At 62.8% G+C, this 14,147-nt stretch carries 16 protein-coding genes; 8 read left to right on the top strand and 8 right to left on the bottom strand.

Features of this window, described 5'->3' with window-relative positions; translation table 11 throughout:
* Window positions 1–4: 4 nt before the first annotated feature.
* On the bottom strand, window positions 5–1,153 hold the full coding sequence (locus IHQ72_RS31440) for a M24 family metallopeptidase (protein WP_258119547.1): 1,149 nt from the start codon (window positions 1,151–1,153) through the stop codon (window positions 5–7).
* 76 nt (window positions 1,154–1,229) lie between these two features.
* Window positions 1,230–2,420, bottom strand: a complete 1,191-nt coding sequence (locus tag IHQ72_RS31435) for a M24 family metallopeptidase (RefSeq protein ID WP_258119545.1) — start codon at window positions 2,418–2,420, stop codon at window positions 1,230–1,232.
* A gap of 218 nt (window positions 2,421–2,638) precedes the next feature.
* On the opposite strand from IHQ72_RS31435, the gene ehuB reads away from it, so the two are divergent.
* The 5 genes from ehuB to IHQ72_RS31410 are packed head-to-tail and all read left to right on the top strand — an operon-like array spanning window position 2,639 to window position 6,453.
* Window positions 2,639–3,508 (top strand): ectoine/hydroxyectoine ABC transporter substrate-binding protein EhuB, encoded by an 870-nt coding sequence (gene ehuB / locus IHQ72_RS31430; protein WP_258119543.1) that lies wholly within the window; start codon window positions 2,639–2,641, stop codon window positions 3,506–3,508.
* 56 nt (window positions 3,509–3,564) lie between these two features.
* Entirely contained in the window at window positions 3,565–4,293 is a 729-nt protein-coding gene (ehuC, locus tag IHQ72_RS31425; protein ID WP_258119541.1) for an ectoine/hydroxyectoine ABC transporter permease subunit EhuC, read from the top strand.
* Entirely contained in the window at window positions 4,290–4,949 is a 660-nt protein-coding gene (gene ehuD, locus IHQ72_RS31420) for an ectoine/hydroxyectoine ABC transporter permease subunit EhuD (RefSeq protein WP_095495147.1), read from the top strand. The genes ehuC and ehuD overlap by 4 nt, the downstream gene beginning before the upstream one ends.
* Window positions 4,946–5,725, top strand: a complete 780-nt coding sequence (gene ehuA / locus IHQ72_RS31415; protein ID WP_309508713.1) for an ectoine/hydroxyectoine ABC transporter ATP-binding protein EhuA — start codon at window positions 4,946–4,948, stop codon at window positions 5,723–5,725. Before ehuD ends, ehuA begins: the two co-directional genes overlap by 4 nt.
* The gene (locus tag IHQ72_RS31410; RefSeq protein WP_258119538.1) at window positions 5,722–6,453 is read left to right on the top strand and encodes a GntR family transcriptional regulator; all 732 of its coding nucleotides are present in this window, start codon (window positions 5,722–5,724) and stop codon (window positions 6,451–6,453) included. Before ehuA ends, IHQ72_RS31410 begins: the two co-directional genes overlap by 4 nt.
* Before the next feature lie 115 nt (window positions 6,454–6,568).
* Here IHQ72_RS31410 and IHQ72_RS31405 read toward each other — a convergent pair whose 3' ends face one another.
* Both IHQ72_RS31405 and IHQ72_RS31400 read right to left on the bottom strand, forming a co-directional pair.
* Window positions 6,569–6,874: a hypothetical protein gene (locus tag IHQ72_RS31405; protein WP_258119537.1), complete on the bottom strand. Its 306-nt coding sequence runs from the start codon at window positions 6,872–6,874 to the stop codon at window positions 6,569–6,571.
* Between the two features lie 6 nt (window positions 6,875–6,880).
* Window positions 6,881–7,651, bottom strand: coding sequence for a DUF899 domain-containing protein (locus IHQ72_RS31400; protein WP_258119535.1), 771 nt, complete (start codon window positions 7,649–7,651; stop codon window positions 6,881–6,883).
* Between the two features lie 137 nt (window positions 7,652–7,788).
* Here IHQ72_RS31400 and IHQ72_RS31395 point away from each other — a divergent pair, with 137 nt between their 5' ends.
* Both IHQ72_RS31395 and IHQ72_RS31390 read left to right on the top strand, forming a co-directional pair.
* Complete coding sequence (locus tag IHQ72_RS31395) at window positions 7,789–9,009, top strand: helix-turn-helix domain-containing protein (RefSeq protein ID WP_258119534.1); 1,221 nt, start codon at window positions 7,789–7,791, stop codon at window positions 9,007–9,009.
* A 9-nt stretch (window positions 9,010–9,018) separates the two neighbouring features.
* Complete coding sequence (locus IHQ72_RS31390) at window positions 9,019–9,669, top strand: Vgb family protein (protein WP_258119532.1); 651 nt, start codon at window positions 9,019–9,021, stop codon at window positions 9,667–9,669.
* Window positions 9,670–10,075: 406 nt separating this feature from the next.
* On the opposite strand, the gene IHQ72_RS31385 is transcribed toward IHQ72_RS31390, so the two are convergent.
* The 4 genes from IHQ72_RS31385 to IHQ72_RS31370 are packed head-to-tail and all read right to left on the bottom strand — an operon-like array spanning window position 10,076 to window position 13,069.
* Entirely contained in the window at window positions 10,076–10,546 is a 471-nt protein-coding gene (locus IHQ72_RS31385; RefSeq protein WP_258119530.1) for a MaoC/PaaZ C-terminal domain-containing protein, read from the bottom strand.
* 1 nt (window position 10,547) lies between these two features.
* Window positions 10,548–11,624, bottom strand: coding sequence for a Gfo/Idh/MocA family protein (locus IHQ72_RS31380; RefSeq protein WP_258119528.1), 1,077 nt, complete (start codon window positions 11,622–11,624; stop codon window positions 10,548–10,550).
* On the bottom strand, window positions 11,617–11,946 hold the full coding sequence (locus IHQ72_RS31375) for an L-rhamnose mutarotase (RefSeq protein ID WP_258119527.1): 330 nt from the start codon (window positions 11,944–11,946) through the stop codon (window positions 11,617–11,619). Before IHQ72_RS31375 ends, IHQ72_RS31380 begins: the two co-directional genes overlap by 8 nt.
* A gap of 10 nt (window positions 11,947–11,956) precedes the next feature.
* Window positions 11,957–13,069 carry a mandelate racemase/muconate lactonizing enzyme family protein gene (locus IHQ72_RS31370; protein ID WP_258123993.1) on the bottom strand — a complete coding sequence of 371 codons (1,113 nt, stop codon included), beginning with the start codon at window positions 13,067–13,069 and terminating at the stop codon, window positions 11,957–11,959.
* A gap of 234 nt (window positions 13,070–13,303) precedes the next feature.
* Between IHQ72_RS31370 and IHQ72_RS31365 the strand changes: the two genes are divergently transcribed.
* On the top strand, window positions 13,304–14,092 hold the full coding sequence (locus IHQ72_RS31365; RefSeq protein WP_258119526.1) for an IclR family transcriptional regulator: 789 nt from the start codon (window positions 13,304–13,306) through the stop codon (window positions 14,090–14,092).
* Window positions 14,093–14,147: the final 55 nt, after the last annotated feature.

The following is a 14,147-nucleotide window of genomic DNA, read 5'->3' as shown; positions in this document are numbered from 1 at the left end:
GGGCCTAGCGAACGATCGGGCCGGCCGGCGTGCGGGTAAGCACTTCGGCGCCCGCATCGGTCAGAAGTACGGTGTTGGAGACGAAGTCATCGCCGCGACCGGTGCCCATCAGCCACGACAGGATGTGGAAGCTCATCCCCGTCTCGATCTCGAGGTCGGAATCGTGCCTCAAGCCGGTTACCGAATTGCCGCCGGTCCATGATGGCGGCTGGCCGGCGCCGACAAGGTAGCCGCAGTGATGGCGGCGATAGTGGGAAAGACCGGCCTCGTCCGCGACTGCCTGCCAGGCAGCGTAGACGTCGCGCGCCTTGGCCCCGGGCCGCAGCGCCTCGACGACGGCATCGAACGCCTTGGCGGTCACTTCCGCCATCGCGGCGTCTTCGTCGCTGATATAGCCGATGCGAACGAGCCGGCCGAGCGGCGCGTGATAACGCGAGATGCAGCCGGACAGTTCGACGAAGACCGGCTCGCCCTTGCGGTAGATCCCGTTGCCCCAGGTCGTGTGCTCCTCGCCCAGGCGCTTGGCCGGGCGGATGAAAGGTCCGAAGCCCGGAGCATGACCGCCGGCGCGGATCATTGCTGAAACACATTGGGCCGCGACCTCCTGTTCGGAAGCGCCGTCCGAGATCGCGGCGATCGCGGCGCCGGCGGCGGCGTCGGTCACTTGTGCCGCCTGACGCATCAGCGCCTGTTCCTCGGCGCTCTTCACCCGCCGCATCTTGTCGACCAGCTCGGAAACATCGCTCCATCTGGCATCGGCCTGCGTCTGGAGTGCGACGGCAAGCCCATGGCTGAGGCCGGCCGTCCAGTATTCGAGGCCGATCCGCTTGCCGGACAGGCTGAGTTCCGCAAGCACCCGCGCGGCGAGGTCGGCCGCCGTTTCGCTGTCGGAATGGCCGCGGAATTCCGCTGCCGTCACCTGTTTCTCGATCGTCACCTTTTCCATCGAGCGGGTGACCAGAACAGGTTTCCCTTCGAGCGGCACGATCAGCAGGTGTGGGGCAAAATATCCCCAGTGATCGAGCCCGGTGAGGTAAAAGACGTTCTCCGGCGAAGCAAAGACCGCCGCGTCGAACTCGCGCTCAGCCAGCGCCGTGCGGACCCTGACAAGGCGGCCGACGATTTCGGCCTCGGAAAACGGATTACGGTCCATCAGGCGTCCTCGTGCTGGTTACCGGTTTCGTTACCGGCATGATCTTCGTCAGTTACCGGCTTCCCGTCCGTCATGGTCAGTCGATGACGATGAGTTCGCGCGCCACGTCGCAGAGGCGTTCGCCGCCGTGATCCGTGACGACGAAGGATTCCGAGATGGCGATGCCGAAATCGTCGAGCCAAACGCCGGCCATGAAATGGAAGCACATCCCGGACTGCATCTCTGTGGTGTCGCCGGGACGAAGACTTGCGGTGCGTTCGCCCCAATCGGGCGGGTAGGCGAGCCCGACCGGATAGCCGACGCGGCTCTCCTTCTTCAGCCCGTTCTTCCTCAACACTGCCTGCCAGGCGGCTTCCACCTCTTCGGCGGTGTAGCCGGGGCGCGCCTTCTCAAGGCCGGCGTCGACGCCCTCGACGATCGCCTTGGCCATGTCGAGGATCGCTTGCGGCGGCTTGCCAAAATGTACGGTCCGCGTCAGCGCCGCATGATAGCGCCGCCGCACCCCGGCGATCTCCAGAATGGCGAGGCCGCTGTCCGGCAGCGGCGTGTCGGACCAGGTCAGATGCGGCGTGCTGGTGCCCTCGCCGACGGGCATCAGCGGACAGATCGCGGCATAGTCGCCGCCCGCTCCAGGCACGCCCATGATCTGTGCGTGATAGATTTCCGCAATGACATGGTTCTGCGGCACGCCGGGCCGCATTTTTTCGATGGCGCGTTTCATGGCCTGCGTGCAGATCGCACCGGCCTCGCGGACCAGCACCAGCTCGGCTTCGGATTTGACCAGCCGCGCCCAGTTGACGAGATCGTGGTTGTTGGCGAAGTGCGCTTCAGGCAGCCCGCTGACGAGATGGGCATGGCAGCGCGCGGTGTAATAGTGCGCGTCCATCTCGACGCCGATGCGGGCGTTTCCCCAGCCACGCGACCGGATCAGCTGGGCGAGTTCGTCATAGGGGTGTTCGACGGGCTGCTGCACCAGCCGTTCCGAGAACGGCACGATGTTCTTCTCCGGCAGGCCGGTGGTCAGGCGTGCGCTCCTGGCGTCCTGCGCCCTGCCGAACCAGATCGGCCGGTCTTCCTCCAGATGGACGAGCACGCATTGCGGAACATAGAACGACCATCCGTCATAGCCGGTCAGCCAGCACATATTGGCTGGATCCTGACAGATGATGAGGTCGAAGCCGGCCTTCTCCATGCGTGACTTCACGCCGGCCAGGCGCTGCGCATACTCCGCTTGCGTGAAAGTCCCGAAACCGCTCGCGCTCGCCACCGAAATCCCACCTACCGGTACGCTGTTTTTCTTAAATTGTGCACAACTAGGGCAATAATTTGTGGTTTGACTGCGAATTATTACCGACTTTCTGTGGTTTTTATATCTTCGCTTGCACAATGTCTAGGGCAGTTGTATACGTCTTGACAAGCAGGTGTCGACCTCGAAGAAGGCCGCGCCCTGGGAATCATCAGTCAGTTGTTCAATGGGAGAAAAGCATGTTCAAATCATCGATATCGCGCCGGATGGTCGTGAAAGCCGCCGCCTGCCTCGCGCTTGCCGCGACATCACTCACGGCGCTGCCCGCTTATGCGGAAACGACCCTCGAACGGGCCAAGAAGGACGGCTACATCCGCGTCGGCTTTGCCAACGAGGCGCCGTTCGGTTACGCCACGCCTGACGGCAAGCTGACCGGCGAAGCGCCGGAAGTTGCCAAGGCGGTGCTCGCCAAGATGGGTATCGCGCAGGTTGACGGCGTGCTGACCGAATTCGGTTCGCTTATTCCGGGTCTCAAGGCCGGCCGCTTCGATATTATCGCCGCCGGCATGTTCATCAATCCGAAGCGCTGCGCCGAGATCAATTTCTCCGAGCCGTCCTACGGCATCGGTCAGGCTATGCTGGTGGCAAAAGGCAATCCGAAGGGCGTGAAGGACTTTTCCAGCATCAAGGAAAACCCGGATCTCAAGCTCGCCGTGATGGCCGGCGCCGTCGGGGGCGGCTATGCCAAGGACGCTGGCGTCGCCGATGGGCAGATCGTTGCCTTGCCCGACCAGTCCAGCCTGGTCGCCGCCGTCCAGTCGGGCCGCGCGGACGCTGCCGCACTAACCGCTCTTTCGATCGCCGACATGGCCAAGAAGGCCGACGGCGTCGAATCGACCAAGCCGTTCGGCGAGGTTGCCGGCAAGTCGGTGAAAGGCCATGGCGGCTTCGGCTTCCGCAAGGAAGATACCGATCTGCAGGAGGCGTTCAACGCGGAGCTGAAGACGTTCCTCGGTTCGCCGGAGCACATCGCGCTGGTCGAGCCGCTCGGCTTCGGCAAGGACTACCTCCCCAACAAGACCACCGCGGAGCTTTGCGCGGGCAAATAGGTTCCCAACTGCTGGCGGCGCGAAAGCGCCGCCCCTTTTTTCCTGGGGGAATCCGCATGGGAATCCGTACGCTCCTTGCCATGCTGGTCGTCGCGCTTGTCGTGATCGGTGCCTTGGCAACACAGGAATCTTACAAAGTGTTTATGCCGGGACTGCTGCAAGGCGCGGTCCTGACGATCGAGATCGCTATCCTCGGCAGCCTGCTGGCAATTGTCATGGGCGTGCTGGCGGCGCTGGCAAGGATGTATGGCCCGGCGCCGCTCAGATGGCTGGCCACGGTCTATGTCGAGATCTTCCGCGGCACGTCGGCGCTGGTGCAATTGTTTTGGCTGTTTTTCGTGCTGCCGCAATTCGGTGTCACGCTCAACGCCTTTCTGGTTGCTGTCCTGGCGCTCGGCCTGAACGTTGGTGCTTACGGATCGGAAGTCGTGCGCGGCGCGATCCAGTCCGTTGCCCGCGGACAGTGGGAGGCGTGCACTGCATTGAACATGAGCCGCCCCCAGATGCTGCGCCGGATCATCCTGCCGCAGGCTTTCGTCGCCATGATTCCGCCTTGGGGCAATCTGTTCATCGAGCTTTTGAAATCGACAGCGCTGGTCTCGCTGATCACGCTGTCGGACCTCGCCTTCAAGGCGCAGCAAATGAACCAGAACACGTTCAAGACCATTCCGATCTTCACCCTCGTCCTGCTGATGTACCTGGCAATGTCGCTGGTTGTGACCATCGGCATGCGGCTTCTCGAAAGGCGGGCTTCGCTCGGACTGGCGCGGGGGAAGGCAGCATGATCTGGGACTGGGCATTTGCTTTTGAAATCCTGCCGGTGCTCGCCCGCGCTGCCATCGTTTCCATCGAGGCGACGCTGATCGGCTTTGCGCTTGCCGCCTCGCTTGGCCTGGTGCTGGCGGTCGTCCGCATCGCCGTGCCGTGGACCGGCTGGACGATTTCGGTGCTGGTCGAACTGATCCGGTCGACCCCGCTGCTGATCCAGATATTCTTTCTCTATTTCGTCTTTCCGAAATTTGGCGTCGTGCTCGACGCCTTCACCGCCGGGGTGCTTGCCATCGGCATCCACTACGCAGCCTATTGTTCCGAGGTCTATCGCGCCGGTTTCGACAACATCCATCGTGGCCAGTGGGAAGCCTCGGTCGCACTCAATCTGTCAGCCTGGACGACGTTCCGCGACATCATCATTCCGCAGGCGATCCCGCCGATCGTTCCGGCGCTCGGCAACTATCTGGTTGCCTTGTTCAAGGAGACGCCATTGCTTTCCGCAATCGCCGTGCTGGAGCTGATGCAGACGGCCAAGATCATCGGCTCCGAAACCTTCCGCTACACTGAGCCGATGACGCTGGTCGGCCTGTTCTTTCTTGCCATGAGCCTGGTTTCTGCCGCGCTCATTCGCTCCCTCGAAGGCCTGCTCAACCGGAGGACCATGCGATGACGGAACAACCGATGGTCCGCTTCGACAATGTTTCGAAACGCTACGGCGCGCTGACCGTTCTCGACGGGCTCAATCTGGAAATAGCACGCGGCGAGAAGGTCTCCATCATCGGCCCGTCCGGCTCCGGCAAGACGACGGTGCTGCGCATGCTGATGACGCTGGAGACGATCAATGACGGCGTCATCTGGGTCGAAGGCCAGCCGCTCACCCACATGGAGAGGAACGGCAAGCTTGTTCCCGCCGATCTCGCACACATCCGCAAGATCCGCGCCAAGATCGGCATGGTGTTCCAGTCGTTCAACCTGTTCCCGCACATGACGGCGATGCAGAACTGCATCGAGGCCCCGATAACCGTGCTCGGCATGAAGCGGGCCGATGCTGAGGCGCGTGCGGCCGAACTGCTCGACATGGTCGGCTTGTCGGAGAAGAAGGACCACTATCCCTCGCAGCTCTCCGGCGGCCAGCAGCAGCGTGTCGCCATCGCCCGCGCTTGCGCCATGCGGCCCAAGATCATGCTGTTCGACGAAGTGACCTCGGCACTCGACCCCGAACTCGTCGGCGAAGTGCTTGAAGTCATCCGAAAACTCGGTAGGGAACATGACCTCACCATGCTGATGGTCACCCACCAGATGGGATTTGCCAAGGAATTCTCCGATCGCGTCTGCTTTTTCCATGCCGGCAAGATCTGCGAGCAGGGGCCGCCAAGCGAGTTGTTCGGCGCCCCCAAGAACGAGCGGACACGGCAGTTCCTGCACGCTGTCCTGGAGGCTGGATGACGCTTGAGACGGATGCCACGCCCCTAGCCGTGACCGCCGCGCCGCCGCGTCCGCTTTCGGCGCGGGAGCGGTTCGAGCGTATCTACCGGATACTGCGCGACCGCATCTGCCTGCTCGACTACGCGCCGGGTAGCCATCTCTCCGAGGAAGAGCTTGCCCAGGAATTCCAGATCAGCCGCACGCCGGTTCGCCGTGTCCTGGCGCGCCTCGAATCCGAGGGTCTGGTTCAATCCGTCCATGGTGTCGGCACGATCGTCACCGATGTCGACATCGAGGAATTGCAACAGGTCTATCACTTGCGCCTGGAGCTGGCGCTCCTCGTCGGCAAGCTTTCGCCGATCCCGCGCACGGCGGACGACCTCGACCGGATAAGGGCACTCATCGCGCGCTGCGATTCCGATGTGCTCAATCCCGACCAGCGCGCTTTCCTGCGCCTCAACATGGATTTTTTCTACGAGCTCACCGCGATGACCGGCAACCAGCCGCTGCGCGAGATCAGCGAGCGCCTGTATTTTCAGGTCGCGCGCGTCGTCCTGAAGATGATGCCGCAGTTGGGCCTTGTCGAGGAGTTCACTGCGTTCCGCCGCGAAATGGAAGAGGTGCTTGCCGCCGCCGAGATCGGCGACTGGGAGTCCATCGGGCACATAAGGCGAGCTCATATCTCGATGAGTTTTCGCCGCATGATGCGTCATGCAGGCGAGGTCAGCACGTCCGGCGAAACTCTGTAATTTACGCTCTGAATTCCCTCTTCCGCCGGGAATGACATTCGCACAAAATCGACTGCCATCGCCATGTCGGGGCTACGCCAGGTCGCGGTTGCCGTTTGATCCGGCGAGCGCCGGATCACGACCGGCGGACAGCGCTTCGTCGGCTGCCAACCAGCTTCAGCCAAGGCGCCGAATGGAAGGCGCTCATCAGCAAGTACATTACGACCATTCCGCTCAGCGGCGACGCATCTTGCGCCGCCGAGCAGATCATGTCCGCATCACCGGTGACGGCCGTCAGCAGCGCCATCATTGCGAAGGTTGGCGCGGCTGCCAGGGATAGCCAGTCGGCCGCGCCGCGCGCAGCGACATTGTCGCTTGGGAAATCGGCAGATCCGCTGCCTGCCGGCGGCATCTTCTGCGTGTGGTTGGAGTGCAGTGTCATCGAACGTCAGCCCTGGCCGTACTCGTCGTGGCGGCGCCACCAGACGCCCGTCTCGTTACGCCCTTGGGGCGCGCGGTCGAGCCACTGATACATGCCCCAGAGGCCGTCCAGTCCGCGCGCATAGGTGGAATAGGCGTGGTAGACGACGCCGTCCTCGAGCACGAATGCGCTCATGCCTGGCCTCTCGCGCGTGTACGTGGCCATGTCCGTTCCGCTCATTGCAGCGAACGTCTCGGAGCCGTCGGCAGTCGTACGCGAGGGTATCTCGGCGAGAGGCGCCTCGCGGACATAGTTGTATTCGATGCCTTCCTCGCGCTGCTGCTCCTCGGTGAACGAAACGTCGAAGTCGAAGTTGAAGTCGCTGCCGTGTGAGGAGGCCCAGGGGAACGTCCATCCCATCCGCCGCTTGTACGCCTGCAGCTTCGCGAGCGGTGCCCGCGATACCGCCGAAAGCGTGACGTCGTGGTTGGCCAGGTGGACGACGAAGCCGTCGAATCCATCCGCGATCGCTGAGCAGGCCGGACAGCCGGCCGTGTAATCAGGCCCGAACATGAAGTGGTAGACGAGGAGCTGCGAGCGTCCCCTGAAAAGGTCTGCCAGTGAAGCGCTGCCTTCGTCGGTCTCGAATCGGTAATCCTTGTCGATCCGAACCCAAGGCAATTCCTGCCGCCGCCGCGCCACCTCGTCGCTTTGTCGCGTGAGCTCCTTCTCCGCCTTGAGCAGATCAAGCCGCGCTGCCAGCCACTCCTCACGTGTTCCGGTCCTGTGTGTCGGCATCGTTCTTCTCCTCTATGTTCTGTCCTCTATGTCCTGCCTCGTTCGCACCGTTTTCTTACGGCGCGCTGGTTGTTGGTCCTGAGATAGATTAGGACCGGATTTCGAATGGTGAGAGTTACAAGTGTGACGGGATTCCTATGGACTCGCTGATCACCGCTGCGGCGCGCGCTCTCGCAACGGGTGATCCCCTCGGCGCATTGAAGCGGGTCGCCCTGCGTGACGATGCGCCTGCGCTTGCGCTGCGCGGCATTGCGATGGCGCAGCTCGGCGATCTCGTTCGCGCAAAGGCTCTCCTCAAAAGTGCTGCGCGCGCCTTCGGTCCGAAGGAGGCCGTGGCCCGCGCGAGGTGCGTCGTCGCCGAAGCCGAGATCGCACTCGTCTCGCGCGACCTGGGTTGGCCGGCGAAGGCACTCGACGCCGCGCGGGCCACGCTTGAAAAGCACGGCGACCACGTCAATGCCGCGCATGCGCGCAATCTCGAGGCTCGGCGCCTGCTCCTGATCGGACGCCTCGACGAGGCCGAGAGCAGGCTCGCCGGGTTCGACCCCACAACGCTCCCAGCCGCGTCGAGGGCCGCCCACGAGTTGGTGATTGCGGGGCTGGCGATTCGCCGCCTCCGGACCAAGGCGGCGCGCGTCGCGCTCGCGCGGGCCGAGCACGCCGCGCGCCAGGCGGACATTCCCGCGCTGACGGCCGAGGTTGAAGGCGCATCCCTCGTGATGGACACACCCGCGGCGCGCCTGATCGCCCGTGGTGAGGAGCGCCCGCTCCTGCTTGAGGAGGTCGAAGCGCTGCTGGCGTCGGGGGCGCTCGTCGTCGATGCCTGCCGCAATGTCGTGCGTGACGCCGGCATGATCGTCTCGCTCGCGACGCGCCCGGTCTTGTTCGCGCTTGCACGCACGCTGGGTGAAGCCTGGCCCGCAGACGTGCCGAGGAGCACGCTCGTCGCCCGCGCCTTCGGCGGCAAGCACGCCGATGAATCGCATCGCGCCCGTTTGCGGGTCGAAGTCGGCCGGCTTCGCGTAGAGCTGCGGTCACTGGCGGATGTGAGCGCGACCAAGCGAGGCTTTGCGCTTAAGCCGCGCCGCCCACGCGATGTCGTGGTGCTGGCGCCGCCCGTCGACGAGCAGCATGCAGCAGTGCTCGCCTTCCTCGCCGACGGCGAATCGTGGTCGAGCTCGGCGCTCGCAATTGCGCTCGGAGCCAGCTCGCGCACCGTGCAGCGATCGCTCGAGCAGCTTGCGGCAGCAGGCAAGGTGCAGTCGTTCGGTCGCGGGCGAGCGCGTCGCTGGATGACCCCACCAGTACCGGGATTCCCGACAATCTTGTTACTCCCCGGTTCACTCTCGGGCTACTAGGATAGAAGCATGAAGCGATCTGCAGCCGAAGTCCTCCGCGAATATGGACCCTTTCCGGGTGTCGACCAGGTGGCTGGGGTTACGTTCGACGGTCAGCACGTCTGGTTTGCGTCCGGAGACAGGCTGAACGCCTTGGATCCTGCGAGCGGGAAGGTGGTGCGCGCGATCGATGTCGCCGCGCACGCAGGAACGGCCTTCGACGGTCAGCACCTGTTCCAGATCGCCGAAGATCGCATCCAGAAGATCGACCCGAAGACCGGCCAAGTGCTGGCCACGATCCCGGCGCCAGGTGGCGGCGGCGACTCCGGGCTCGCCTGGGCCGAAGGGACACTTTGGGTTGGGCAGAATCGCGGTCGCAAAATCCATCAGATCGATCCCCAAACAGGGGCAGTTCTTCGCACAATCGATTCCAACCGTATCGTCACAGGGGTCACCTGGATCGACGGCGAACTCTGGCACGGCACCTGGGAAGGTGACGAGAGCGACGTCAGGCGGATAGATCCTGAAACGGGAAAGGTCCTGGAGAAGCTCGAGATGCCGCCTGGAACAGGCGTGTCGGGGCTCGAGTCCGATGGTAGCGATCAGTTCTTCTGCGGCGGTGGAAACAGCGGCAAGGTGAGAGCCATCCGCCGGCCGAGGCGAGGCTCCACGAGCAAGTAACCGAAGCGGCCCTCGCGGGCGCGCTTTCGCCTTTGATGAACCGTCCGCCGGGAGCGGCCATGAACGCGGCGGAGCGGATCGCTGGAGCCCTTGCCCAGCCGATTGACTGTCACTACGGGTCCGCTTTTTCGTGGCGATCGCAAAAATAGCGCCGTCCGGCCGCCCCTCCGGTTCGTGAAATCCTCGCTGGACCGAAGGCAATGGGGACAGCGCAAACCTGAAGTGATGGAATTGCAACTCTAGGTAGTTTCAACTTGACAGGTGACGGCCGCCGCCAAGGCGGGTTTTTTGTCTCGGGGTTCAGCGCCATCTTTCACAGGCCCGCGAGATCAAGGCTGGCGGCACGAGTTGACCTAACCGTCAGCCACTTCCGGGAACTTGAGGCCTGGCTAAAAAGCGCGTTTTGTCAAACTGAGTTCGAAGCGCTGTTCGGCTTGTCGCGGCGCTCGACGATGTAGATGTGGTCGGCCACTAGGACCACATCGCCATGCTGGTTGATCACCTCGCAGCGTTCGATGACCCGGCCCGAATCCGGCCGCTTGGGGTCGTCTTCCCTGGCCGAGATGGTGGTGCGGGTCTTGATCGTATCGCCGATGAACACCGGCTTGATGAAGCGCAACCTGTCATAGCCATAGGAGAAGGCGACCGGGTTGATAACGTTTGCCGTCAGCCCGACGCCGACCGAGAAGACCAGCGTGCCATGAGCGATACGCTGGCCGAACGGCGTCGTCTTCATGAACTCGGCGTCCATGTGGTGAGGAAAAAAATCGCCGGTATGGCCGGCGTGGACGACGAAATCGGTTTCGGTGATGGTGCGCCCGCTGGTCATGCGCGACGAGCCGATCTGGTAGTCTTCAAAGTAAATCGTCTGCTCCATGTCAGGGCCTCGCCCCGATCGGTGTTGCCGGCGCCGCGCTCGATTGGTAGGCGGCTTCAACCAGTGCCATGGTGCTCCAGGCGTCCTCGACGGAACTGACAAGTTCGGCATCCTCGCCTAACGCGTAGCGCTGGACATTGGCCATGCGGCCGACAAAGGCGTCCGGAAACCATTCGCCGACGAGCGGCACTGTAACCCAGTCTGAGCCGCCCTTCGGATAGATTTCAAGGATATCCGGCTCGCCGCGCGGATAGTCGAGATTGAGCCCGAGTTTGAGATAGGCGGCTCCCGCGGTGCCGCAGATGCGGAACTCGCAGGCCTGGTGTTTTCGGCCAAATTTATGATCGTGATTGATCGACAGCGCGCAGCGCACGGTGTCGCCATAGTCGAGGATCGCACTGGTGCGCGTTTGCGCGACCTTGTGGTTGGGATGGCCGAGCGTCTTGGCGTGAACCCCTCCGGGATCGCCGAGCAATTGCCGGATCAGGTCGAGATAATGGATCGAATGCATGGCGATCTCGACGCGCGCCGCCTTCAGCAGGAACTCCCAGAGTTGCCAGGGAGTGGCAAGCGCCAGCCAAGCGTCGAAATCGACCACGTCGCCCAGCCAGCCCTTGGCGATCGCATCCTTCAGCGCCAGCATCATCGGCGCGAAGCGGAGCTGGAAATTCACCGCCGCCTTCAATTTTTTGGAGCGACAGATTTCAAGGATCTCGGTCGCCTCGGTGAGGTCGCTGCCCATCGGTTTCTGGACCAGCGCCACTGCACCGTCGGGCAACGCCCTGAGCACGCCGGCATGACGAGCCGGCGGCGTCGCTAGGTCGAAGACGGCGTTCTTGATCGCCGCGGCCTCATCGACCGACCGGTAAGCGGTGACACCCCATTTTGCCGCGAGCTTTTCCGCCTTGGCCTGATCGGGATCGAAAAGCCCGGCGACCGGGAAGCCGGCTTTCCCATAGGCCGGGAAATGCGCATCGCCGACGATCGACCCGGCGCCGAAAATCACAATCGGCCTGGGGTTCGACGGCTGTGCCCACGCCTGGGAGAGCGAGGCAGGATCGAAAACGCCATCAGTCATGATGGAAGACTTCGTCCATCGATGCCCACCACTCGCCTTCCCCGCGCGTCGGCAGCGGCTCCTGGCAAGGCATGCAGAGCGCCCACCATTCCTGCGTCTTGGGATCGGCGGCCATCTTGGCCATGTCGGCGGCATAGTCGGTGCCGTGGTACTCGAAGGTGCTGAACAAAAGGTGCTCCGGCTCCTTGAGATAGATCGAATAATTCTTGATGTTGCAGGCGGAAATCATGGCAAGCACTTCAGGCCAGACGGCAGCGTGAAGCCGCACATATTCAGTGACCTTTTCCGGCTTGAGGCCGAGCACCATTCCCATCCGCTGCATGTCCGGCTCCCTATTTTTTTATATCGGTCGTGAATTCCGCGATGCTCTTCGCCTTGACGGCGTCCCAGTCCCAGTCGATGCCGATGCCGGGCTCGTCCGGCGCCAATGCGTGCCCGTTCTCGATGCGCATTTTCTTGGCGGTCAGTTCGTCAAGCTGGGGAATATACTCGACATATCGGCCATTCTGAATGGCGCAAGTCAGGCTGACATGCAGTTCCATCAGGAAATGCGGGCAGACCGGGATGTCGAACGTCTCGGCCGCATGCGCGACCTTCAGCCACGGCGTGATGCCGCCGATGCGGCCGACATCGACCTGCACGATCGAGCAGCCGCCTTTTTGCATATATTCTCGGAAATGCCGGATCGAATAGAGCGACTCGCCAATGGCGATCGGCGTCGACGTCGCATTCGACAGCCGCACATGGCCGTCTATGTCGTCGGCCGGCAGCGGTTCCTCGATCCAGGCGAGGTCGAGATCGCGCAGCCGCTCCGTCCGGCGGATCGCCTCGTCGACCGAAAAGCCCTGGTTGCAGTCGGTCATGATCTCGTAGGATGAGCCGACCGCCTGGCGCACCGCGGTCAGCCGGGCGAGATCCTCTGAGCTGTGCGGCTTGCCGATCTTGACCTTCGAGCCGCGAAAACCCTTGGCCTTGGCGGCCAGCGCGTCCTCGACCAGCGCCTCGGTCTCGATGTGCAGCCAGCCGCCTTCGGTCGTGTAGAGCGGACAGCGGTCCTTGGCGCCGCCGGCCAGCTTCCACAGCGGCAGGTTTTGCTTCTTCGCCCTGAGATCCCACAGCGACGTATCGATGGCCGCGAGCGCGATTGCCGTGATCGCGCCGATCGTCGTGGCGTGGGTGGCAAATTCGTGCTCGTGCCAGATCGCCTCGATCATGTCAGCGTCGCGGCCGATGAGCCGCGGCGCGAGATGGTCGGCCAACAGCCGCATCACCGAGGAGCCGCCAGTGCCGATCGTGTAGCTGTAGCCGGTGCCGACCGCGCCGTCGGCGTCGGTGATAGTGACGATCGGCGTCTCCTGGCTGACAAAACTCTGGATCGCATCGGTGCGCTTGACCTTCGGCACCAGATCGACCATGCGCAGTTCGACTTTTTCGATCTTTGCCATGACGTTAACCTCGCAATGTCTTGCCGGTATCGGCGAAAACAGATGGGCCAGCGACAGGTCCAGGCTCATTTTCACTCGGTCGCCGGCTTTGAGCGGTTTCGGGCAAGCCGACCCGATTTGCAGTACATAATTCATATACAAACAAAACATTTACGGCGTCGTCAAGTTTGAAAGTTCCTTTCCGGATGCAGGCCATCGTGCGTATATGAAAGTCAAAATTCACTGGGGAGTGCTATGGCGGAGGACGAGGACGAGGACCGTTATCGCGCCCCGGCGCTCGACAAGGGGCTCGACATACTCGAGCTTCTGGCCGGCGTCGACGGCGGCCTGACGCAGGCGGAAATCGCCAAAAAGCTCGACCGTAGCCCCAACGAGTTCTACCGCATGCTGGACCGGCTGGTGCGACGCGGCTACGTCACGCGGCCCGACGGTGATCGTTATTCGCTGACGCTCAAGCTGTTTGGTCTGGCGCAACTGCACGCGCCGGTGCGGCGGCTGGTTTCTTATGCGACGCCGCTGATGCGTGAACTTGCCGAAACCTCGCAGCAGGCAAACCAGCTTGTCGTCTTCGACCGCGGCTCCGCGGTGGTTATCGCCCAGCAGGAAGCGCCAAATTACTGGGGCATCTCGATTCGCGTCGGCTCGCATATCAGCCTGTTCGACACCGGCTCCGGCCATGTACTGCTGGCGTTCCGCTCACCGGAAGAGCGGCGGATGATGATCTCCGAACATCTGCGCAGCACCGACAAGCCGCCTCAATCGCCGGAGTTCTTTGCCCGCCTCGACCAGATTCGTGAACGCGGCTATGAGATGATGGCGTCGATGCAGACCGCCGGTGTGTTCAACCTGTCGGCACCTGTGCTTGGCTCGGACGGCAGGGCGATCGCCGCGCTGTCGATCCCCTACATAACCCTGGTCAGCGCACCCAAGGCGCCCGATATCACCAGGACGATAGAACTGTTGCTGGCAGCGACCGAAAAGCTATCGCCACTGGCGGGAGCCGCGGCCAAGCAGGCGAAATAAATTCTTATTTGAATGAAAAATTTCTCCGTGAGATGATCTCGAAGTCGCCAAGGAG

This window comes from Mesorhizobium onobrychidis (assembly GCF_024707545.1).
Classification (GTDB): Bacteria; Pseudomonadota; Alphaproteobacteria; order Rhizobiales; family Rhizobiaceae; genus Mesorhizobium; species Mesorhizobium onobrychidis.
This window is presented reverse-complemented; position numbering and strand designations above follow the sequence as displayed.